The 20,881-nt window shown below is 68.0% G+C and carries 17 protein-coding genes; 10 read left to right on the top strand and 7 right to left on the bottom strand.

Annotated elements, in window-relative coordinates:
* Positions 1–15 precede the first annotated feature (15 nt).
* Positions 16–2,079 (bottom strand): AsmA family protein, encoded by a 2,064-nt coding sequence (locus ACODRX_RS02595; protein WP_488869473.1) that lies wholly within the window; start codon positions 2,077–2,079, stop codon positions 16–18.
* A gap of 254 nt (positions 2,080–2,333) precedes the next feature.
* Between ACODRX_RS02595 and ACODRX_RS02590 the strand changes: the two genes are divergently transcribed.
* Positions 2,334–3,245, top strand: coding sequence for a pseudouridine synthase (locus ACODRX_RS02590; RefSeq protein WP_488869472.1), 912 nt, complete (start codon positions 2,334–2,336; stop codon positions 3,243–3,245).
* Positions 3,246–3,293: 48 nt separating this feature from the next.
* On the opposite strand, the gene asd is transcribed toward ACODRX_RS02590, so the two are convergent.
* Entirely contained in the window at positions 3,294–4,148 is an 855-nt protein-coding gene (gene asd / locus ACODRX_RS02585) for an archaetidylserine decarboxylase (protein WP_488869471.1), read from the bottom strand.
* Positions 4,149–4,434: 286 nt separating this feature from the next.
* On the opposite strand from asd, the gene alaS reads away from it, so the two are divergent.
* The 7 genes from alaS to ACODRX_RS02550 all read left to right on the top strand — a co-directional run bounded on the left by alaS (position 4,435) and on the right by ACODRX_RS02550 (position 13,832).
* On the top strand, positions 4,435–7,068 hold the full coding sequence (gene alaS, locus ACODRX_RS02580; RefSeq protein ID WP_488869470.1) for an alanine--tRNA ligase: 2,634 nt from the start codon (positions 4,435–4,437) through the stop codon (positions 7,066–7,068).
* Between the two features lie 170 nt (positions 7,069–7,238).
* Positions 7,239–7,742: a sigma-70 family RNA polymerase sigma factor gene (locus ACODRX_RS02575; RefSeq protein ID WP_488869469.1), complete on the top strand. Its 504-nt coding sequence runs from the start codon at positions 7,239–7,241 to the stop codon at positions 7,740–7,742.
* A 19-nt stretch (positions 7,743–7,761) separates the two neighbouring features.
* Complete coding sequence (locus ACODRX_RS02570) at positions 7,762–8,751, top strand: FecR domain-containing protein (RefSeq protein WP_488869468.1); 990 nt, start codon at positions 7,762–7,764, stop codon at positions 8,749–8,751.
* 142 nt (positions 8,752–8,893) lie between these two features.
* Positions 8,894–11,440 carry a TonB-dependent siderophore receptor gene (locus tag ACODRX_RS02565; RefSeq protein WP_488869467.1) on the top strand — a complete coding sequence of 849 codons (2,547 nt, stop codon included), beginning with the start codon at positions 8,894–8,896 and terminating at the stop codon, positions 11,438–11,440.
* Between the two features lie 130 nt (positions 11,441–11,570).
* Complete coding sequence (locus ACODRX_RS02560) at positions 11,571–11,840, top strand: hypothetical protein (protein WP_488869466.1); 270 nt, start codon at positions 11,571–11,573, stop codon at positions 11,838–11,840.
* Positions 11,837–12,247, top strand: coding sequence for a type II toxin-antitoxin system VapC family toxin (locus ACODRX_RS02555; RefSeq protein WP_488869465.1), 411 nt, complete (start codon positions 11,837–11,839; stop codon positions 12,245–12,247). Before ACODRX_RS02560 ends, ACODRX_RS02555 begins: the two co-directional genes overlap by 4 nt.
* A 166-nt stretch (positions 12,248–12,413) precedes the next feature.
* Complete coding sequence (locus tag ACODRX_RS02550; RefSeq protein WP_488869464.1) at positions 12,414–13,832, top strand: short-chain fatty acid transporter; 1,419 nt, start codon at positions 12,414–12,416, stop codon at positions 13,830–13,832.
* Positions 13,833–13,855: 23 nt separating this feature from the next.
* Here ACODRX_RS02550 and ACODRX_RS02545 read toward each other — a convergent pair whose 3' ends face one another.
* The gene (locus ACODRX_RS02545; RefSeq protein WP_488869463.1) at positions 13,856–15,610 is read right to left on the bottom strand and encodes a chloride channel protein; all 1,755 of its coding nucleotides are present in this window, start codon (positions 15,608–15,610) and stop codon (positions 13,856–13,858) included.
* Between the two features lie 33 nt (positions 15,611–15,643).
* Between ACODRX_RS02545 and ACODRX_RS02540 the strand changes: the two genes are divergently transcribed.
* Together ACODRX_RS02540 and ACODRX_RS02535 are read left to right on the top strand one after the other, a co-directional pair.
* Complete coding sequence (locus tag ACODRX_RS02540) at positions 15,644–16,078, top strand: MarR family winged helix-turn-helix transcriptional regulator (protein ID WP_488869462.1); 435 nt, start codon at positions 15,644–15,646, stop codon at positions 16,076–16,078.
* The gene (locus ACODRX_RS02535; RefSeq protein ID WP_488869461.1) at positions 16,075–17,187 is read left to right on the top strand and encodes an HPP family protein; all 1,113 of its coding nucleotides are present in this window, start codon (positions 16,075–16,077) and stop codon (positions 17,185–17,187) included. The genes ACODRX_RS02540 and ACODRX_RS02535 overlap by 4 nt, the downstream gene beginning before the upstream one ends.
* Positions 17,188–17,217: 30 nt before the next feature.
* Here ACODRX_RS02535 and ACODRX_RS02530 read toward each other — a convergent pair whose 3' ends face one another.
* The 4 genes from ACODRX_RS02530 to ACODRX_RS02515 form a co-directional block, all read right to left on the bottom strand.
* The gene (locus ACODRX_RS02530; RefSeq protein WP_488869460.1) at positions 17,218–17,886 is read right to left on the bottom strand and encodes a GntR family transcriptional regulator; all 669 of its coding nucleotides are present in this window, start codon (positions 17,884–17,886) and stop codon (positions 17,218–17,220) included.
* A 64-nt stretch (positions 17,887–17,950) separates the two neighbouring features.
* Positions 17,951–18,937 carry a TRAP transporter substrate-binding protein gene (locus ACODRX_RS02525; RefSeq protein WP_488869459.1) on the bottom strand — a complete coding sequence of 329 codons (987 nt, stop codon included), beginning with the start codon at positions 18,935–18,937 and terminating at the stop codon, positions 17,951–17,953.
* A 29-nt stretch (positions 18,938–18,966) separates the two neighbouring features.
* Entirely contained in the window at positions 18,967–20,232 is a 1,266-nt protein-coding gene (locus ACODRX_RS02520) for a TRAP transporter large permease (protein ID WP_488869458.1), read from the bottom strand.
* Between the two features lie 18 nt (positions 20,233–20,250).
* Positions 20,251–20,880 carry a TRAP transporter small permease gene (locus tag ACODRX_RS02515; protein ID WP_488869457.1) on the bottom strand — a complete coding sequence of 210 codons (630 nt, stop codon included), beginning with the start codon at positions 20,878–20,880 and terminating at the stop codon, positions 20,251–20,253.
* Position 20,881 lies beyond the last annotated feature (1 nt).

The following is a 20,881-nucleotide window of genomic DNA, read 5'->3' as shown; positions in this document are numbered from 1 at the left end:
TGGCCTGCCCGCGGGCTACTGCCGCACCGCAGCCAGCAGCTGCGGGCAGTGGGTCGGGTCGTCGGATGGCGGAGCGGTCAGCGGCAGCACCGCCAGCGCCACGGGCGCCGCCACCACCGCGGCGATGGCCGCACCCGCGCGGGCGAGCACACCGGCGGACCGTACCTTGACCTGGGGCTGCGCCAGCGGGCCGCTCACCTGCAGCGGCGAGCGCAGCGTGAAGAGCTTCCAGCTGGTGGATTGGGGCTTGAGCTGCAGGTCCACCCGCTCGCGGCGCAGGTCGATGCTGCCCGAGCCGTCGATGTAGGCGTCGGCGGCGCTCAGGCGCATCAGCTTGGAGTGGGCCACGCCGTCCTTGACCTCGAAGTCCGCCCCCATGCAGCGGATGGGCACTTCCTTGTCGGCGCCGAAAAAGCGTGCCACCACGACGCTGCCCAGGTTCAGCGCCGCCATGTCCAGCAGCTCCTTGCTGATCGTGCCCGACGAGACGTAGAACCTGGCCGAGCCGTTGGCACTGCCCAGCATGGCGGCCACCGAGTCGCCATGGCCCGCGAGCTGGATGCTGCCGTCGAGCTCGCCCAGGCTTTTGCGGGTGCGCTCCACCGTGGGAAAGAGGGCGGCGAGCTTCAGGCCCTGCACCTTGGCGTGGACTTCGGTGCGTACCGGCTTGCGCTGCCCGTCCACCACGAGGGGCATGGCCAGGGTGCCTTGGGCCAGGCCGAAGTTCAGCGGATCGATGCGCATCACGCCATCGTCGAGCTTGACCGTCATGTCGAGCTTTTCCAGCGGCAGTGCATCGGGCCGGATGATCTTGTCGGCCGCCAGGCTGACATTCGCGTCCATGTGCTTCCAGCGGTCGACGGCCAGGGGCATGTCCGGCAGCACCGAGGCCGGGGCCTTGGCCTTGCGGCCAGCGGGCTTGGCGGCGCCTTCGGTGCCGGTGCCGATCACCGAGCCGAGGTCGGCAAGATGCAGCTGGCTGGAGCGCAGCTTGCCTTCGAGCAGCGGGCGCTCGGCGCCCGAGGTGTAGCGCAGCTCGCCTTGCAGGTCGCTGCTGCCCACCTTGCCGGTGAAGGCCTGCAGCGCCCACTGCGCCTGGCGTGGCGTGAAGCGCCCCAGCAGCCGGCCCTTGACCTGGAATGGCGGCGTGTTGGGCAGCACCAGGCCGGTCAGCGGGTACAGGTCCTGCATGTTGCCGCTGGCCAGCTGCAGCGCGACGTCCACCCCGTCGAGGTGCAGCGGATTGCGCAGCGTGCCCTCCAGCGACAGGTGGGTGTCGCCCGAGCTGGCCTGCAGCTGCAGCGGCAGCGATTGCCCGGCGCCCTGCAGGTGCAGCAGGTCGCCCACCATGCCCTGGCCCTTGAGCGGTGCCTTGTCCTTGTGTCCCTCCAGTGAAAAGGCCAGCCGGTAGGGTGCCTGCTGGGTCGGGCCGAAGCGGGCGCGCACGAAGAGTTTGGCGGGCAGGTTCTCGTAGCTGACGGTGCTGTCGTTGAACTGCAGCTCGCGCAGCTGTACCTGCCAGGGCTGGTCGCCGGGCGCGGTGCTGCGGGCGCCGACGTGCCAGTTGTCGGTGCCGGGCATGCTGGGCGCAGCGGAGGCATTGTCCGCCGCGGCCGCACCTGCGCCGGCAGGTGCGGGCGCCTCGGCCAATTGCTGCAGCCGGCCATAGGCGCCGCCGAGCTGCAGCAGATCCACCTGCAGTGTGTGCGACAGCAGCGGCAGCAACTGCACATGGGCCTGTACCCGCTGGGCCTCCAGGAAATCCCCGGGATCGGTGAAGCTGTCTGCCGGCCACTGCATGGGGTTGCCCATCACCACGTCGAGCGCGGTGACCGTGACCGAGGGCACCCACGAGTGCCAGCCCGACATGCTGGTATTGGGCCAGTGCCAGTCCACGGTCAGGTCGCCGGCGATGCGCAGCGGCCGGCCGGTCAGCTCCAGGGCCTTGTCGCCGATGTCGGGTCGGTACGCGTTCCAGTCCATCTGCTTGATGTACCAGAGCGCTCCAAGCAGCAAGACCGCCAGCGCCGCGAGCAGGGCTGCCAGGGCCAGCAATGCGGTGCGCAGCCGGCGGGCCATGGAGCTGGGCCTGGCAGGGGGGGGAAATGGTTGGTGCATGCTGAAAAGAATGTGCGAGCGGCTATACCGATTTTCACGCAAAGACATATTTTGCAATGCCACGAGCTTGCCAGCGCGCGCGGTAGACATTTAGGAGAAAAATCGGCGCATCGCCACCAGGGGGCTTTCTGCAAAAGGACTGCGCACTTTCTACAATCGCCCCCATGTCTTCATGCCAGCCAGACTCTCCAGGTGCAACCCCATCGCCGGCGCACATGCCCGCCAGCCTCCTGCCCATGCGCGATGGGGTCAGCCCCAGCTGCCTGGTGCTGCCCTCGCGCGGCGATGGCGGTCTGCTCGACTATCTGGCCGAGCGCCTGGCGCTCGTCAGCCGCGAAGGCTGGCGCGAGCGCATGGCGCAGGGGCTGGTGGTGGACGGGCAGGGCCGGGCGCTGCCGCCGCACCAGCGCTTCGAGCCCGGCATGCGCGTGTACTACTGGCGCGCGCTGGACGCAGAGGCTCACATTCCCTTCGAGGCGCAGGTCCTGTGGGAGGACGAGCACCTGCTGGTGGCCGACAAGCCGCACTTCGTACCGGTGGTGCCCACCGGCCGCTATGTACAGGGCAGCCTGCTGGTGCGGCTGAAAAAACTCACCGGCAATGCCCAGCTGTCGCCGCTGCACCGCATCGACCGCGATACCGCGGGGCTGGTGCTGCTGTCCAAGCAGGCCGCCAGCCGCGGCCGCTACCAGGCGCTGTTCCGTGAGCGCGCGATGCACAAGCTCTATGAAGCGGTGGCGCCGTTCAACCCCGGCATTGCCTTTCCGCGCGAGCACCGCAGCCGCATGGAGGAGAGCCAGCGCTTCTTTCTGATGCACGAGGTGGCGGGCGAGCCCAACAGCCACACGCGCATGCGGCTGCTGGAGCACAACGGCCGCTGGGCGCGCTATGCGCTGGAGCCGGTCAGCGGCAAGCGCCACCAGTTGCGCGTGCACATGGCGGCGCTGGGCCTGGCGCTGCGCGGCGATGCGTTCTACCCCGAAGTCAACGACCCGCCCGAGGGCGATTTCTCGCGCCCGCTGCAGCTGCTGGCGCGCCAGCTGCGCTTCAGCGACCCGCTGACGGGCGAGGAGCGCTGCTTTGAAAGCGCACGCCAGCTGGAGCCGTTGCCGGATGAAGAGGGGTGAGGGGTGTGCGCTTGGCGTTTTGCGTGAAGGCCGAACTCAGGCTGGCGCTCAACGCTCAACGCTCAAGTGCCCCATGGCTTCGCCGAGCTTGACCGGCCGGGCGGCGGCCCAGCCGGGTTCGAAGGCGATGCGGTCCTTGGGAAACAGCAGCACCACGGTGGAGCCGAGCAAAAAGCGCCCCATCTCCTCGCCTTGCTCCAGCACGATGGGCTGGGTCTGGTAGTCCCAGCTGCGCACCTTGCGCGAGCGCGGCGGATTGACCTGGCCATGCCACACGGTGGCCATGCTGCCGACGATGGTGGCGCCCACCAGCACCATCGCGAAGGGCCCGAGGCGCGTCTCGAAGAGGCAGATCACCCGCTCGTTGCGCGCGAACAGGCCCGGCACGCCGCGGGCGGTGAGCGGGTTGACCGAAAACAGCTCGCCCGGCACATAGACCATCTTCTGCAGCTTGCCGCGCAGCGGCATGTGGATGCGATGGTAGTCGCGCGGGCTGAGGTAGATGGTGGCGAATTGCCCGTCGGCGAACTGGGCCGCCAGCTGCGCGTCGCCGCCGAGCAGCGCGGTGGCGCTGTAGCGGTGGCCCTTGGCCTGGAAGATCTGGTCTTGCTCGATGGCGCCGAGCTGGCTGACCGCGCCGTCGACCGGGCAGACCAGCGCCGCATTGGCCAGGGGGCGGGCGCCTTCCTTGAGCTCGCGGGTGAAGAAGTCGTTGAAGCTGGCGTAGTGCGCGATGTCCGGATACCGGGCCTCGCCCATGTCCACCCGGTACTTCTGCACGAACCAGCGTATGAACGAGGTCGTGGCCGAGCCCAGCCGCGCCGACGCCAGGTGGCCCGCGCAGGCGGTGAGCCACTTCTTGGGCAGCAGGTATTGGGGGAGTACGGCGAGGCGGTCGGACATGGATTTTCTTATGGGGGCGGCCAAAGCGCGCATTCTATAGAGACAGGCCCAAAAAAGCATGTAAATCACGCGCCAGCGGTGAAATCTTCTGGCATCGCAGCTCTAAAAACAGTAGTAACCCTGAGAATGCATGCGCGCGCTTGCCCCGCGGCGTTGCCCGCTGCGAGGGGCGCTGCGGCCAAGCGGGCATGGGGCCGCTCGCGGCGCCAGGGTGACTGAGTTCTTATAATTGCCGATTCCGCCAGGATCGGGCCCATCCGGCCCTGGCCGCCATCCATCCAAACCTATGACCACACCCACTTTCTCCGTTGCCGACATCCGCAAGACGTTCCTGGAGTTCTATGCGTCCAAGGGCCACACCGTGGTGCCGTCCAGCTCGCTGGTGCCGGGCAACGACCCGACGCTGATGTTCACCAATTCGGGCATGGTGCAGTTCAAGGACGTGTTCCTCGGCACGGACAAGCGCCCCTATGTGCGCGCGGCCTCGGTGCAGGCCTGCCTGCGCGCCGGCGGCAAGCACAACGACCTGGAAAACGTGGGCTACACCGCGCGCCACCACACCTTCTTCGAAATGCTGGGCAACTGGTCGTTCGGCGACTATTTCAAGAAGGAATCGATCGAGTGGGGCTGGGAGCTGCTCACCCAGGTCTTCAAGCTGCCGGCCGACAAGCTGCTGGCCACCGTCTACCACGAGGATGACGAAGCCTACGAGATCTGGAACCAGGTCATCGGCCTGCCGCCCGAGCGCATCATCCGCATCGGCGACAACAAGGGCGGCAAGTACAAGAGCGACAATTTCTGGATGATGGCCGACACCGGCCCCTGCGGCCCGTGCTCCGAGATCTTCTATGACCACGGCCCGCACATCGCCGGCGGCCCGCCCGGCAGCCCCGACGAGGACGGCGACCGCTTCATCGAGATCTGGAACCACGTGTTCATGCAGTTCGACATGAAGGAAGACGGCTCCGTCGTCCGGCTGCCCGCGCCCTGCGTGGACACCGGCATGGGCCTGGAGCGCCTGGCCGCCATCTTGCAGCATGTGCACAGCAACTACGAGATCGACCTGTTCCAGGCGCTGATCCGGGCCGCGGCGCGCGAGACGCATGTGGACGACCTGGCCAACCCCTCGCTGAAGGTGATTGCCGACCATATCCGCGCCACCTCGTTCCTGGTGGCCGACGGCGTGATCCCCAGCAACGAAGGCCGCGGCTACGTGCAGCGCCGCATCATCCGCCGCGCCATCCGCCACGGCTACAAGCTGGGCCAGAAGACGCCGTTCTTCCACAAGCTGGTGGGCGAGCTGGTGGCGCAGATGGGCGCTGCCTATCCCAAGCTCAAGGAGCAGCAAGCCCACATCACCAGCGTGCTCAAGGCCGAGGAAGAGCGCTTCTTCGAGACCCTGGCCAACGGCATGGAGATCCTGGATGCGGCGCTGGCTGGCGGCACCAAGCTGCTGCCGGGCGACGTGGCCTTCAAGCTGCACGACACCTACGGCTTTCCGCTGGACCTGTCCAACGATGTGGCGCGCGAACGCGGCGTGGCGGTGGACGAGGCCGGCTTCAACGCCGCGATGGAGCAGCAAAAGAGCCAGGCGCGCGCCGCCGGCAAGTTCAAGATGGACCGGGCGCTCGAATACAGCGGCGCGGCCAACACCTTCACCGGCTACGAGCACTTGGCGGAATCCGCAAAAGTCGTAGCACTCTACGCCGATGGCGAAAGCGTTTCCGAGCTGAATGCTGGCCAAAGCGGCGTGGTGGTGCTGGATACCACTCCCTTTTATGCCGAATCTGGCGGCCAGGTGGGCGACCAGGGAACGATCTGGGTTGATGGAGCGCCGGATCCAACATTCGCGGTGGAGGACACCCTGAAAATTAAAGCGGATGTTTTTGGTCACCATGGCAAGGTGCAAAACGGAACGATCAGGGTTGGCGACTCTGTTCGTGCTCAGGTTGATGAAGGGCTGCGCGCCGCCACCATGCGCAACCACTCGGTCACCCACCTCATGCACAAGGCGCTGCGCGAAGTGCTGGGCGGCCATGTGCAGCAAAAGGGCTCGCTGGTCAACGCCGAGCGCACGCGCTTCGACTTTGCCCACAACGCGCCGGTCACCGAGGCCGAGATCCGCGAGATCGAGCGCCGGGTGAATGCCGAGATCCTGGCCAACAGCGCGACCGAGGCCCGCGTGATGGACATCGAGAGCGCACAGAAGACCGGCGCCATGATGCTGTTCGGCGAGAAGTACGGCGAGAGCGTGCGCGTGCTCGATATCGGCACCAGCCGCGAGCTGTGCGGTGGCACCCATGTGCGGCGCACCGGCGACATCGGCCTGTTCAAGGTGGTGGGCGAATCGGGCGTGGCCGCCGGCGTGCGCCGCGTCGAGGCGGTCACCGGCGAGAACGCGCTGGACTACCTGCAGTCGCTGGAGGCCGCTGTGCAGGAGGCTGCCGGCGCGCTCAAGGCGCCCAAGGCAGAGCTGACGCAGCGCATCGCCGGCACGCTGGAGCAGGTCAGGGCGCTGGAGAAGGAGGTCGCCGCGCTCAAGGGCAAGCTGGCCTCCAGCCAGGGCGACGAGCTGCTGGGCCAGGCCGTGGAGGTGAAAGGCATCAAGGTGCTGGCCGCCAAGCTCGACGGCGCCGACGCCAAGACGCTGCGCGACACCATGGACAAGCTCAAGGACAAGCTCGGCACCGCCGCCATCGTGCTGGCCGCCGTGGACGGCGACAAGGTGCAGCTGGCCGCCGGCGTGACCAAGGCCGAGACGGCGAGGATCAAGGCCGGCGAGCTGGTCAACTTCGTGGCCCAGCAGGTCGGCGGCAAGGGCGGCGGCAAGCCCGACATGGCCATGGCCGGCGGCACCAACCCCGCAGGCCTGCCGGCCGCGCTGGCCGGCGTGCAGGCCTGGGTCGCCGAGCGCGCCTGAAGCCCGCTGGCTGCGCGATGAAAAGTCCCCCGGTATGCCGGGGGATTTTTCATCCCTGTCCCAAGAGGAGTGCCGCAGGCGCAAGGATGGCCTGCCGGGCCGCCTGGATCGCTGCATATAATGAGAATCATTATTGTTTTTGGCCTTCCTGGCGCTTTGCGTAGATCTGCATGTCCTCCGGCGATACCACCATCAAGCTCCATACGCTGTACAGCGACCACCATGGCTGGCTGCAGGGCTGGCTGCGTCGGCGCGTGGGCCATGCGGGCGACGCGGCAGACCTGGCGCACGACACGTTTTTGCGCATCCTGCTGACGGGGCGCCTGCCGCAGGCCGAGCAGTCGCGCGCCCACCTGACGCAGGTCGCCAAGGGCTTGGTGATCGACCTGCACCGCCGCCGCCTGGTGGAGGCCGCCTACCTGGATGCGCTGGCGCATCTGCCGCCGGCGCAGGCACCCTCGGCCGAGCAGCGCGCGCTGATCGTGGAGGAGCTGCTGCTGGTGGACCGGGTGCTGGGGGCGCTGCCCGCCAGAGTGCGCGAAGTGTTCCTGCTGTCGCAGCTCGATGGGCTGACCTACTCGCAGATCGCCCAGGCCATGGGCATTTCGTTTGCCACCGTGCGCAAGTACATGCTGCGCGCGGCCCAGTCGCTGCATGCGGCGATGCAGGGCTGAGCGGGCGCTGCCGCCATCCATGGAATCGGATCGCGTTGCCGAACCCGTGTTGCAGCTGGCGCTGCAATGGCAGGTGACATTCTGGTCGGGCGAAGCCACGGCGCAGGAACATGCCGCGTTCGAGCACTGGCTGGCGCAGGATGCGGCGCATGCGCGCGCCTGGAGCCAGGTCCAGGACACCGGCCAGCGCATCCAGTCGCTGGCCGGGCCGGCGGCTGGCGAGGCGCTGCGCGCGGCGGCCTCTGCCCGCCCGCCCGGCAGTCGCCGCGGGTTGTTGCGGGCCATTGGGCTGCTCACCGGCGTGGGCGTGGCCGCCTACGCGGTGCGAGGCACATCGCCGGTGCAGTCCATGCTGGCCGAGCACCGCACGGGCCATGGCGAGCGCCGGGATCTGCAACTGCCCGACGGTACGCGCCTGGTGCTCAACACCGACAGCGCGATCGACCTGCGCTTCACCGCGCAGGCGCGCGCTGTGCTTTTGCGGGCGGGCGAGGTCTTCGTCGCCACGGCGCGCGACCCGCGAATCGCAGAGGGATTGGCTGCTCGCCCGTTCAGCGTGCACACGCAGCACGGCGCAGTGCAGGCCATCGGCACGCACTTTGCGGTGCGGCAGGCCGATGGGCGCTCGATGGTGTCGGTGCAAGAGGGCGCGGTGCAGATCCAGCCGCGCCAGCCTGGCGCGCAGCCGCTGCGGCTTGAGGCGGGGCAGCGCAGCTGGTTTTCCGAGGCGGCAGCGGCAGCGCCGGCGCCAGCCAGCGCCGACGATGCGGCCTGGACGCGTGGACTGCTGGTGGCCGAGCGCATGCGGCTGCGGGATTTCCTGGCCGAGCTGGGCCGCTATCGCAGCGGCCTGCTGCGCTGCGACCCGGCGGTGCGGGACCTTGTCGTCTCGGGCGTGTACCCGCTCGACGACACGGATCTGGCCCTGGCCACCCTGGCCCAGGCGCTGCCGGTGCGTGTGGACAGCGTGACCCGCTACTGGGTGACGGTGCGCCCGCGCACCCCATAGAAGCCCTGCCGCAGGCGGATTTCCCGGGCCACGCCGCATTTTTCTTGCGCTTGCCGTAGCACTTTTTCCTTTTCATCCGGGATACCAGGCAAGGCCCTCACGCAGGTCTGAGGCTGCCGAGAAACCACCGCAAAGGAAGAACATGCATCCGCGCCATTGCAGCGAAGCCGACACTGTGCTCGCTTTTTCCCCCGCCTTCTCGTTTCCCGCCGCCTTCGCGTGCATGCCGCTGGCGATCTGCTTGGCGCTGGGCGGCATGGCGCCCGCGGCCCGGGCCCAGGCGGCCACCGGTGCAGTGCTGCGCCATGAAATCCCTGCGGGCACGCTGGACCAGGCGCTCAATCGCTTCGCCGCCACCGCCGGGATCACGCTGTCGATCGACGGCGCGCTCACCGCCGGCAAGGCCAGCCGGGGCCTGTCGGGCAACTTCGGCGTGCGCGACGGGCTGGCCCGTTTGCTGGCCGGCTCCGGGCTGCAGGCCGTGGCGGCGGCTGGTGGCGGCTATGTCCTGCGCATCGCGCAACCGCAACCGCAACCGCAATCGCAATCGCAATCGCAATCGCAATCGCAATCGCAGGCGCCAGCCGGCGACGCAACGCTGCAGGCCGTCACCGTGACGGCCCGCGGCGAATCCGAGGCCGGGCTGCCGCTGCCCTATGCGGGCGGGCAGCTCGCGCGCGGCGGCCGGCTGGGCCTGCTGGGCAACCAGGACGTGATGGACACGCCATTCAGCGTGGCCAGCTATACCAGCGAGCTGATGCAGAACCAGCAGGCCGCCACGCTGTCCGACGTGCTGGACAACGATCCGGCCGTGCGCATGAGTTCGCGCGGCCGCAATACCAGCGTGGGCGGAGGCGACAACTTCTTCCTGCGCGGCTTCGGCCTGGGCAACCGGGATATCGCGCTCAATGGCCTGTATGGCGTGCTGCCCTATGGCACGCTGTCGCTGGAGACGGTGGAGCGCGTGGAGGTGCTCAAGGGGCCGAGCGCGCTGCTGAACGGCATGGCCCCGAGCGGCGGTGTCGGCGGCGCGATCAACGTGGTGCCCAAGCGCGCCACCGATGCGCCCATCACGCGCCTCACCGCCAGCCATGCCTCCGATTCGCTCTGGGGCACGCACCTGGACCTTGGCCGGCGTTTTGGCGAACAGCACCAGTTCGGCGTGCGGGCCAATGGCGTATACCGCAGCGGCGATACGGCCACGGCAGGGCAGTCGGTCTCGCTGGGGGCGGCGGCGTTGGGGCTGGACTACCGTGGCGAGCGGCTGCGGGCCTCGTTGGATCTGGGCTACCAGTCCGACGATGCACGCGCCGCCGCCGTGGGCTATCGCCTGGCGCCGGCGCTCACCGCGGTGCCTGTCGCCCCGAAGGCGGCGGCGCGCTTTGCCCAGGACTGGGAGCGCCGCAAATATGTGGATGACTACCAGGCCGCGCAGGCGGAGTTCGAGGTTTCCTCGTCGCTGCTGGTCTATGGCGCAGCGGGCGCGCGCGACCACCGGCACAGCAACTACCGCACCGAGTCGCGCATCCTCAACCCGGCGGGCGACCTCCTGAGCTCACCCGTCAACTATCCGGAAACCTCGAAGTCCAGGTCCGCCCTGGTGGGCGCGCGCATGAAGTTCGATGCGCTGAACGCACGCCACGAGGTGAATGTGGCTGCATCCTCGCTGAACACCCGGGCCGGCTACGGCTTTGCCCAATGGGCGGGCTTTGCCTCCAACCTGTACGACCCCGCCGTCGCCACGGACCCTCTGCTGGCCGGCGCGCCGTTCGCCGGCTTTCTCGACACCCGCGAGGCATCGCAAACGCGGCTGTCGTCGCTGGGCATCTCCGACAGCATTTCCTGGAATGACGACGCGCTGCGGCTCTTGGTCGGCCTGCGCCGCCAGAAGATCAGCAGCGACAACTATGCCGCCACCGCGCCCGCCAATCCCCGCATCTCCGGCTATGAGCGCGCGGTCAATTCGCCCGCCGTCGGCCTGGTGGTCAAGCCCTGGGACAAGGTTTCGCTGTATGCCAACTACATCGAGGGCCTGAGCGCCGGCGTCACCGCCCCGGCCGATGCCGAGAATGGCGGCCAGGTCTTCCCGCCGGTCAAGACCCGGCAGAAGGAGCTGGGCGTCAAGCTGGACTTCGGGCGCATGATCGGCACCGTGGCGCTGTTCGAACTCAAGCAGCCCAACGCGATCACCGTGCCCGGCAGTACGCCGCTGGCCTACCGCTACGTGATGGATGGCGAGCAGCGCAACCGGGGCGTGGAATTCAATGCCTTTGGCGAGCTGGCCCGCGGCCTGCGGCTGCTGGGCGGCGCCACCTACCTGCAGGCCCGGCAGATCCGCACGCAGGGCGGCGCCAACGATGGCAAGGACGCGGTGGCGGCGCCGCGCTGGATCGCCAATGCGGGCCTGGAGTGGGATACGCCATTCCTGCCCGGCCTGACGCTGAGCACGCGCCTGCTGGCCACCGGCAAGCAGTATGTGAATGCCGCCAACACCCTCGGGCTGCCCGGCTGGACGCGCTGGGATGCGGGCGCGCGCTACCAGACGCGGGTGCTGGGCCGGCTCGTCACATGGCGCGCGAACGTGCTGAACCTGGCCGGCCGCAGCTACTGGGAGGGCAGCGCGGGCTCTGGCGGCATCGTGCTGTCGGCGCCGCGCAGCTTCAACCTCTCGGCCACGGTTGATTTCTGAGTCTCGCATGCGGTTGCGGCTGCGCCGTGCACTGTGTCTGGCGCCCATGCGCGGTAGCTAGCCGGTAGTTTGGCAAAAAGTACCTGAAGCAGTACCATTTAACGGATTCGGTACTGAAGCAGGAGCCGCCATGGACAATACTCTTTCCGCCGCCGAGCTCAAGCGCAGAGGTATGGCCGCCATCGAGGACGGGCTGCGGCGGGGGCCGGTGCATCTCATCAAGCACAACAAGCCAGCGGCGGTGGTGCTGTCCGAAGCCGAGTACCTGCGGCTTACCGGCGGCCAGCCGCAGACCTATCCTGGCATGACGGCACTGCAGTGGCTGCTGGCCCAGCCCGCCGCCGGCACGCAGAGCAAGGCAGGCATCGATGCCGCCCTGGCCGAAGAGCGCGCCTGGTGATTGTCTTTTTCGATGCTAGTGCATTGATCTACCTGTTGCAGGGACGGGAGCCTTTTGCGGGCCGCGCGCGTGCAGAGTTGGCGAGGCTGGCTCAGGCGTACCCTGGCGCCCAGGTGGCGCTTAGCCGGCTGTCGTGGCTGGAGTGTCGGGTCGGGCCAATGAAGGGCGGGGACACAGCCGCGCTGGGGTTGTTCGATGCTTTTTTTGCGCGGCCGGATCTGGTGTGGGTGGAACTTGGGCGCGAAGTGGTGGAGCTGGCTGCTGCCATCCGCGTGCGGCACGGCCTGCGCACTCCTGATGCCTTGCAGGCCGCAAGCTGCCTGCAATTGGGTCCTTCGCATGTGTTGTTGACGGGCGATGCCACTTTCCTCCGTGTGCAAGGGCTGAAGGTGGCAGTGCTGACTTGACGGGATGGTCCTGTAGCGGCCGTCCAGTATTCGGTCTTGCGTGCGTGTTGCGGGTTATTGCTTACGTAAGTGAATACGTAGTTGCACGTAAGGACAAATGCTGGTGCCTGGTGCCCGAATTATCGTAACCATTCAGGGTTTTTATTATTGACTCTGGAGAGTGGTTATGTCTGTTCGTTTGGAGGATACTCGCTCCGCCCGCTTTGCGATGCGCTGCGCGAGCTGGGCCGAAAAGTGGTTTCCCGATTCGTGGGTGTTCGCGGTGGTGGGCATCTTCATCGTGGTGGTGGCGGCGCTGGCGATCGGCGTGCCGGTGGCGCAGGCCAGCCAGGCCTTCGGCAAGGGCTTCTGGAGCCTGATTCCGTTCACCATGCAGATGGCCTTCGTGGTGATCGGCGGCTACGTGGTCGCCAGTTCGCGGCCGGCGTCGCGGCTGATCGAGCGTCTGGCCCGGGTGCCCGGCAACGGCCGCTCGGCGGTCGCCTGGGTGGCGCTGGTGTCGATGCTGGCATCGCTGCTCAATTGGGGGCTGAGCCTGGTGTTCGGCGGCTTGCTGGTCAAGGCGCTGGCGCGCCGCAGCGAGCTGAAGATGGATTACCGCGCCGCCGGCGCCGCCGCCTACCTGGGCCTGGGGGCCGTGTGGGCGCTGGGCCTGTCGTCGTCGGCCGCGCAGCTGCAGGCCAATCCGGCCAGCCTGCCGCCTTCGCTGCTGGCGATCACCGGCGTGATCCCGTTCACCGACACCATCTTCCTGTGGCAGTCGGGCGTGATGCTGCTGGTGCTGGTGCTGATCTCGCTGGTGATCGCCTACGTGACCGCGCCCGGCAAGGCCAGCGCGCGCGATGCCGCCAGCTGCCAGGTGGACATTTCCGCCGAGCTGAAGGAAACGCCTCGGCCCACGCGCCCGGGCGAGTGGCTGGAGTACAGCCCCATCCTGATCATCTTCCTGGTGCTGCTGGCCGCCGGCTGGATGGTGCAGGAGTTCTCCAGCAAGCCGGCGATCCAGGCGATTTCGGGGTTGAACACCTACAACCTGATCTTCCTGATGGTGGGCGCCTTGCTGCACTGGCGCCCGCGCAGCTTCCTGGATGCGGTGGCACGCGCCGTACCCACCACCACCGGGGTGTTGATCCAGTTTCCGCTGTATGGCTCCATCGCCGCGCTGATGACCGAGGTCAAGGGCGCCGACGGCCATACGATCGCGCACTACATCTCCACCTTCTTCACGCAGATCGCGTCGCACGACACCTATGCGCTATTGATGGGCGTGTACTCGGCGATCCTGGGCTTTTTCATCCCGTCGGGCGGCGGCAAGTGGATCATCGAGGCGCCGTACGTGATGCAGGTGGCCAACGACCTGCACTACCACCTGGGCTGGGCGGTGCAGATCTACAACGCGGCAGAGGCGCTGCCCAACCTGATCAACCCGTTCTACATGCTGCCGCTGCTGGGCGTGCTGGGCCTGAAGGCGCGCGACCTGATCGGCTTCACCTTCGTGCAGCTGGTGGTGCACATTCCGGTGGTGCTGTTCCTGCTGTGGTTCCTGGGGCAGACGCTGGCCTACGTCGCGCCGGTGATGCCGTAGGCAAGTTCTTCGCCGGTGGCCTATCAGCGCGTGGCGCGCCAGCGCATCACGCGCTCGCGCACCTCCTCCTCGTCGTGCACGGCCTGGGCCACTTTCACCAGGTCGCTGCGGCTCACGATGCCCACCAGCCGCCGCGTCTGGGCGCCGTCCACCACGGGCAGGCGCTCCAATCCCCAGGTGGCCATTTGCTGCGACAGCGCGCGGCAGGTATGGTGGGGCAGGGCGAAGGGGCCGGGGGCGTCGCGCAGCAAGTCGCCGGCCACCCGGGTGTCGCCGTCCATGTCGTTCAGCCGTTCGCGGTCGAGCATCCCCAGGCAGATGCCTTGCGCATCCACCACCGCGAAGGCGCGGTGCTTTTGCGCGGGGCCGAACCATTCGCGCACCACCTGCGCCAGCGGCGCGTCGGCGGGAATGGTCTGCACGCTGCGCGTCATCACCGCCTCGACGGGGGTGCGCTCCAGCGGATCGACACCATATTCGCGGTACACATGGCGGCCGCGGCGCGACAGGCGCTCGGTCATGATGGAGCGGTCCATCAGCAGCACCGTGAGCCCGTGCGACACCGCGCAGGCCAACAGCAGCGGCAGGAGCGCATCGCCATCGCCCGTCAGCCCGAAGGCGAACACGGCGGCGGTGAGCGGTGCGCCCAGCACACCCGCCAGCACCGCCGCCATGCACACCAACGGCCACAGGCCCGGGCTGCCGCCTGGCAGCCACGGCGCCAGCACCGTGCCCAGGCCTGCCCCCATCATCAGCACCGGTGCGAGCACGCCGCCCGAGGTGCCCGAGCCCAGCGCCAGCACCCACATCACAGCCTTGGCAGCCAGCAGCGCCAGCGCCGCGCCGATCAGCAGGCGGCCATTCAGCAGGTCGCCGATCACGTCATAGCCCACGCCCAGCGCGCGCGGCTGCAGCCAGCCGCCGATGCCGATGGCTACCGCACCCAGCGCGGGCCACCACATCCAGTGGATGGGCAGGCGGTGAAACCCGTCTTCCACCGCATACAGCGCGCGCGACAGGCCGGCGGCCAACAGCGCCGCCAGCAGCCCGGCCAGCACGCAAGACCCCAGTGCGGCCAGGCCCGCGGGTGCGGTGTGCAGCGGAAAGAGCCGCCCCGACTCCAGCGCCAGCGAGCGCAGAAAGCCCGCGGTGGCGCAGGCCAGCGCCACGGGCAGCAGGCTGCGCGGACGCAGCTCGAACAGCAGCAGCTCCACCGCCAGCAGCACGGCGGCCACGGGCGTGCCGAACACGGCGGTCATCCCGGCAGTGGCGCCGCACACCAGCAGCGTCTTGCGCTCCGATGCCGACAGGTGCAACAGCTGCGCGAGCAGCGAGCCTATGGCCCCGCCCGTCATGATGATCGGCCCCTCGGCGCCGAACGGCCCGCCCGAGCCGATCACGATGCCCGACGACAGGGGTTTGAGCACCGCCACCTTCGGCGACATCAGGCTCTTGCCGAACAGGATGGCCTCGATGGCCTCCGGGATGCCGTGGCCCCGGATCTTGTCCGAGCCGAAGCGCGCCATGAGCCCCACGATCAGCGCGCCCACGACCGGCACCAGGATCACCGCCAGCCCCAGGTGGTTGTCGGCCGGCGAGGTGGGCGCGATGGAAAGCGTCTGGAAGAAGAACAGGTTGGTGAAAAAACGGATCAGCGTGAGCAGCAGCCAGGCGGCAGCCACGCCCAGGGCGCCAATGGGCACGGCGAGCAATGCGAGCATGGCAAGGCGGGAATCGGCCGCGTAGTCGCGCGCGGCAGTTGGGGCGGGAAAATTCATACCCGAATTACATCATAATATGATGCTTTTCACATGACCAAAACTGCCGCCAAAGCCGCCACCAAGGCCGAATTAGAGGCTTTGTCCGAATTCCGCTACCAGCTGCGCCGCTTTCTGCGCTTCAGCGAAGCAGCTGCGCATGCCGAGGGCCTGACGCCGCAGCAGTACCAGCTGCTGCTGCACGTCAAGGGCTACCCGGGGCGCGACTGGGCCACCGTGGGCGAACTGGCCGAGCGCCTGCAGATGCAGCCGCACGGGGCGCTGACGCTGGTGGCGCGCTGCGAGGCGCTGGGGCTGGTGAGCCGCGAAAGCGGCACGGCTGACAAGCGCCAGGTGCTGGTGCGCCTGAGCGCCGAGGGCGAGGCGCGGCTGCTGCGCCTCGCGGCGCTGCACCGGCTTGAGCTGCGTTCGCTCAAGGAGGTGTTCCAGGTTGCCCACATATCTGCATTTACCGAACAATGGCAATGAGCGTCAACGATCACCTGAAAGCGTTCTGGCTGGCGTTGCGGCCGGCGCGCATGCGCGTCAATGGGCGCGAGCAGCTGCGTGCGTCACTGGGCGCTGTCCTGGGTATTGGGTTGACGGCGCTGGTATGCCGCGCCTTCGCATTGGACAACGGCTTGGCCGCCTGGCTGATCGCCCCCATGGGGGCTTCGGCGGTGCTGATCTACGCACTGCCCGCCAGCCCGCTGGCGCAGCCCTGGGCGGTGGTCGCCAGCCACGGCGTGGCGGCGCTGGTCGGCGTGATCTGCGCGGCATGGATTCCGGACCTGGCCTGGGCGGGCGCGGCGGCCGTGGGCCTGGCGATTGCGGCCATGTTTGCGCTGCGCTGCCTGCATCCGCCGGGCGGCGCCACGGCGCTGTTTGCTGTGCTCAGCCATGCGGTGGAGCCGCGCTTCGTGCTCTTTCCCGTGCTCGCGAATGCCTTATTGATGGCGCTGGTGGGCATTGCCTACAACCACCTCACGGGGCGGCGCTATCCCCATGCGCAGCAGGCAGCGCTGCCGCGCTCATCGCACTTCACCGCGGCGGATTTCGATGCCGCCCTGGCCCACTACAACCAGGTGCTCGACGTGCCGCGCGACGATCTCGAGGCCCTGCTGCAAGCGGCGGAACTGGCCGCCTGGCAGCGCCAGTGGAGTGAGCTTCGCTGCCAGGGCGTGATGTCGGTGGAGCCGGTGACGGCGCGGGTCGACACCTCGCTGGCCGATGCCTGGGCCACCATGCGCCAGCGCCGCGTGAAGGCGCTGCCGGTGGTGGATGAGCGGCAGCATGTGGTGGGCATCATCACTCAGGCCGACTTCATGCGCCATGCGCAGCCCGACGCTCCCGCGCCGGGCCTGGGCCGGCGCCTGCGCACCCTGCTGGCGGGTGCGGGCCCCACGCGGCGCGTGAGCCAGATCATGACCCGCGAGGTGCGTACCGCCCGTACCGACCAGCGCGTGGCCGAGCTGGTGCCGTTGTTCAGCGAAGGCGGGCACCACCACATCCCCATCGTGGAGGAGGACGGGCGGCTGGCGGGCATCATCACCCAGTCGGACCTGGTGCGCGTGCTGTACCGCGCAGCACAGCCGTAGCTGGCGGCGGCTTGTGCGGTGCCAAGGGCTTCAGCGGTCGATGACCTTGCGCGCGAACTGCTCCAGGTAGTCCATGAGCTGGGCCGCACCGCTGGCCGCGGCGCCTTCGTCTCCGGTGGCGATGGCCTGGGCCAGCGCCTTGTGGGCGCGGGCGGCCTCGGCGATGTCGCCTTCGTGCTGGTAGGCATACCAGAAGCGGCGGCATTGCACGATGAGCGGCGTGACCGCCGTCACGGCCGAGGCATTTTGGCAGGCGGCGTGGTTGACCAGGTCCAGCTCATGGTCCGCCGCCATGTAGGCGTCCAGCTTGCCGCGCTCGGCGGCCTGGACCATCTTCTCGGCGCGCAGCACGATGTCCTTGCGCTGTGCCGACGTGGCCCGCCGGGCCGAGCATTGGGCGATCAGCTGTTCAAGCACCCGCCGTGTCTGGATCACGTCCAGGTGGTCGGCCAGGTCGATACTGGATACCAGCAACCCGCGGCGGGGCTGCTGCTCGATCAGGCCGATGGATACCATGCGCAGCAGGGCTTCCCGCACGGGGGTGCGGCCCAGCTGGATCTGCTCGGCCAGCTCGGCCTCGACCACCGGGCTGCCCGGTTCGAGTTGCAGGGTGGAGATCATGGCCTCGATGGCGTTGTAGGCCAGGTCGGCTGCGCGCATCTTGGCTGCGCGCGCGGGTGGGATAGGGGGCTGGGTCATGTAGTAATCGTGCTCGGCAGCTGCGAAGCAGCCTGCGATCATCCATGTCGCCAGCGCCCCGCGCTCACAATGATGCCCCAACCTTGCGCAACTCGGCTATCTGGGGGGCCTTGGGCAGCCAGATCTTGTCGAAGTCGCGTGCCAGGGCCGCCACGTCGAGATGGGGCTCGGTGCGGATGGGGAAGGGCGCGGCCCTGAATTTCTCGATCAGCCCAAGCTCGGTGGCGACGATCTCCTGGATCTGCGCATCGAGCGACTGGCGCACCAGGCCGCGGATCAGCTCCTTGTCCTTGGCGTCCAGCTTCTGCCAAACGCGGCCCGAGACCAGCGGCGCGAACGGCATGAAGAGCGCGTTCATCTGCAGCATGGCCTTGGCTACCTTGTCGAAGCGCTGGTTCCACGAGAACTCGATATCGGCCTCCAGCCCGTCCACCTGGCCGTTGGCCATGGCGTCGAATACCTGCGGCGTGGGAATGGGGGTGGGCGCCGCTCCCAGCTGCTGGTAGAAGTCGCGGTACACCGGGGTGGGGTTGATGCGCAGCTTCATGCCCTTGATGTCCTTCACCCCGGTGATGTCCCTGGTGGAGAACACCACGCGCATGCCGGTGATGCCCCAGCCCAGGCCAATGGTGCCGGTTTCCCTGGGCAGTGCGTCCAGCAGCTTCAGCGCCGCGTCGTGGCGCACCAGCTGGGCCACGGCGGTGGTGGAGCGCACGAGGTAGGGCGCATTGATGGCGGCGACGCTGGGCACGCGCGAGCCGAGCTCGGCCGCCTGGATCCAGCCCATGTCGAGCGCGCCGGTCTGCATCTGCTGCATCATCGCCGCCTCGTTGCCGAGCTGGCCCGAGTGGAAGACCGCGGCCGAAAGCCGGCCGTTGCTTTCCTTCTTGAGCGATTCGGCGAAGGCCACGGCCGTGCGGTTCCACGAATGGCCGCCCGGGGTGATCAGCCCCAGGCGGAATTCCTTGGCCTGGGCGCGGGCCTGGCCGATGAATGCGGGGGCGGCGAGCGCGGCGCTGGCCTGGACGAAATGGCGGCGGGTCAGGTTCATGGCGGATGCCTTTCGGAGGGAGTGGGCGGTCATTTCAAGAGACCGAGGGAGAGGCTGGGAAACAGCGACAGCAACACCAGCGCGGCGCAGCAGATCAGGAAGAAGGGCATGGTGACCATGAACATCTTGCCCGGCTTGGCGCCGGTGACGGCGGCGGCCACGAAGAACGACAGGCCCACCGGCGGAGACATGAGGCCCAGCACCAGGTTCACCACCACCACCACGCCGAAGTGGCGCGGGTCGATGTGGTAGACCTCGGTGGCGATCGGCAGCAGGATGGGCACGGTCATGATGAGGCCGGGGATGCCGTCGATCACGGTGCCGATCACCAGCAGGATCACGTTGGTGATCAGCAGGAAGCTCACCGGGTCCTTGGCCACCGTCTGTATCCATGCGGCTGCCGCCTGCGGCACCTTGCCGTAGATCAGCAGCCACGAGAACACGGCGGCGGCCGCCACCAGGAACAGCACGATGGCGGAGTAGATGGCCGAGCGCAGCAAGATCGCGGGGATCATGGCGTAGCGGAATTCGCGCGTGATGTACCGCCCCACCAGGGCCGCGGCAACCGCGCCCACCGCGGCCGCCTCGGTGGCGTTCGCGAAGCCGCCCAGGATGGAGCCCACGATCACGATGGGGATGAGCAGCGTGGGCGATGCGGCGACGGCGGTGCGGGCCCGCTGGCGCAGGCTGCGTTTTTCGCTGCGCGGGTAGTTGTAGATCATGCCCATGGCGGCAATCACCACGAAGAACAGCAGCGTGAGCACGATGCCGGGCAGGATGCCCGCGGTAAGCATGTCGCCCACGGCGACCTGGGCCAGCACCGCATAGACCACGAACATCACCGATGGCGGGATGATCGGCCCCAGCATGCCGCCATAGACGGTGACACCGGCGGCAAAGGTCTTGTCATAGCCTTGCTTGACCATCTCGGGCACCATGATCTTGCTCATGATGGCCACCTGGGCCGTGGCCGAGCCGATGATGGACGACACCATCATGTTGGCGAGGATGTTGACGTAGGCCAGGCCGCCGCGCACCGATCCGACAAAGGCCATGGCCATGTCGACCAGGCGGCGCGTGATGCCGCCGCTGCCCATGATCTCGCCGATCAGGATGAACAGCGGAATGGCGATGAGGCCGTAGCTGTCGACGCCGCCGAACATCTGCGGCGCGAAGGACTCGAACAGCACCGGGGCATTGCTGTCGAGGATGTACACCATGCCGGACAGGCACAGGCACACGCCGATGGGGACGCCGAGAAACATCACGGCGAGAAAGAAAAGGCTGGTGATCATGGCGGAAATACCCGTGCTTCAGTTGACGGTTTCCTCGGCGTTGCCGAGCTCGAAGCCTTCGATGGCGGCGCGGGGCGCCAGGCCCATGTCCTCGACCAGGTTGGCCAGCGCATGCACGGTGAAGCTCAGGCTGAACAGCGGAATCACCAGTTGCACCGCCCAGATGGGCCAGTTCAGCGTCTGCGTGCGCTCGGTGTAGAGGAAGTTGAAGCTCTCTTGCGCGTAGGCCTTGGCGTCGAAGCCGTGCCTGGCGATACCCATTGGGTCAAGCCAGATCCAGCACAGGGCGATCATGGCCAGGCCGAAGAGCAGCACGCCGGCCGTGGCAGCGGCCTTCACCTGGCGCGCGGCGCGCGCGCCGAGCATGTCGGTGAGCAGCGTGACGGCGAAGTCCAGGCGCAGCCGCGTCATGGCGGATGCGCCCACGAAGCTCAGCCACACCACCAGGTACACGGCCGCCTCGTCCACCCAGTAGATGGGGATGCCGCTGTAGCGCGTGACCACATTGAGCAGGATCAGCAGGGTCACGCCCCCCATCAGCAGCATCAGCGCCTTGCGCTCCAAGCTCAGGATGCCGGATGAGGCGCGCTGCAGGCCGCGGGCCCAGCCATGGCGGCTTGCTGCTTGCTTGTCGGTTGTGCTTTGCATG

It is taken from the genome of Comamonas sp. FG99, assembly GCF_057808605.1.
The sequence above is the reverse complement of the archived record's forward strand: the minus strand, read 5'-3'. Positions and strand labels throughout refer to the sequence as shown.

Excerpts from the sequence above, each read along its gene's own strand:
- alaS (WP_488869470.1), top strand. The coding sequence starts at position 4,435 with ATGACCACACCCACTTTCTCCGTTGCCGACATCCGCAAGACGTTCCTG.
- ACODRX_RS02530 (WP_488869460.1), bottom strand. The coding sequence starts at position 17,886 with ATGACCCAGCCCCCTATCCCACCCGCGCGCGCAGCCAAGATGCGCGCA.
- asd (WP_488869471.1), bottom strand. The coding sequence starts at position 4,148 with ATGTCCGACCGCCTCGCCGTACTCCCCCAATACCTGCTGCCCAAGAAG.
- ACODRX_RS02560 (WP_488869466.1), top strand. The coding sequence starts at position 11,571 with ATGGACAATACTCTTTCCGCCGCCGAGCTCAAGCGCAGAGGTATGGCC.
- ACODRX_RS02575 (WP_488869469.1), top strand. The coding sequence starts at position 7,239 with ATGTCCTCCGGCGATACCACCATCAAGCTCCATACGCTGTACAGCGAC.
- ACODRX_RS02515 (WP_488869457.1), bottom strand. The coding sequence starts at position 20,880 with ATGCAAAGCACAACCGACAAGCAAGCAGCAAGCCGCCATGGCTGGGCC.
- ACODRX_RS02535 (WP_488869461.1), top strand. The coding sequence starts at position 16,075 with ATGAGCGTCAACGATCACCTGAAAGCGTTCTGGCTGGCGTTGCGGCCG.
- ACODRX_RS02550 (WP_488869464.1), top strand. The coding sequence starts at position 12,414 with ATGTCTGTTCGTTTGGAGGATACTCGCTCCGCCCGCTTTGCGATGCGC.
- ACODRX_RS02590 (WP_488869472.1), top strand. The coding sequence starts at position 2,334 with ATGCCCGCCAGCCTCCTGCCCATGCGCGATGGGGTCAGCCCCAGCTGC.
- ACODRX_RS02565 (WP_488869467.1), top strand. The coding sequence starts at position 8,894 with ATGCATCCGCGCCATTGCAGCGAAGCCGACACTGTGCTCGCTTTTTCC.
- ACODRX_RS02525 (WP_488869459.1), bottom strand. The coding sequence starts at position 18,937 with ATGAACCTGACCCGCCGCCATTTCGTCCAGGCCAGCGCCGCGCTCGCC.
- ACODRX_RS02540 (WP_488869462.1), top strand. The coding sequence starts at position 15,644 with ATGACCAAAACTGCCGCCAAAGCCGCCACCAAGGCCGAATTAGAGGCT.
- ACODRX_RS02595 (WP_488869473.1), bottom strand. The coding sequence starts at position 2,079 with ATGGCCCGCCGGCTGCGCACCGCATTGCTGGCCCTGGCAGCCCTGCTC.
- ACODRX_RS02570 (WP_488869468.1), top strand. The coding sequence starts at position 7,762 with ATGGAATCGGATCGCGTTGCCGAACCCGTGTTGCAGCTGGCGCTGCAA.
- ACODRX_RS02520 (WP_488869458.1), bottom strand. The coding sequence starts at position 20,232 with ATGATCACCAGCCTTTTCTTTCTCGCCGTGATGTTTCTCGGCGTCCCC.
- ACODRX_RS02545 (WP_488869463.1), bottom strand. The coding sequence starts at position 15,610 with ATGAATTTTCCCGCCCCAACTGCCGCGCGCGACTACGCGGCCGATTCC.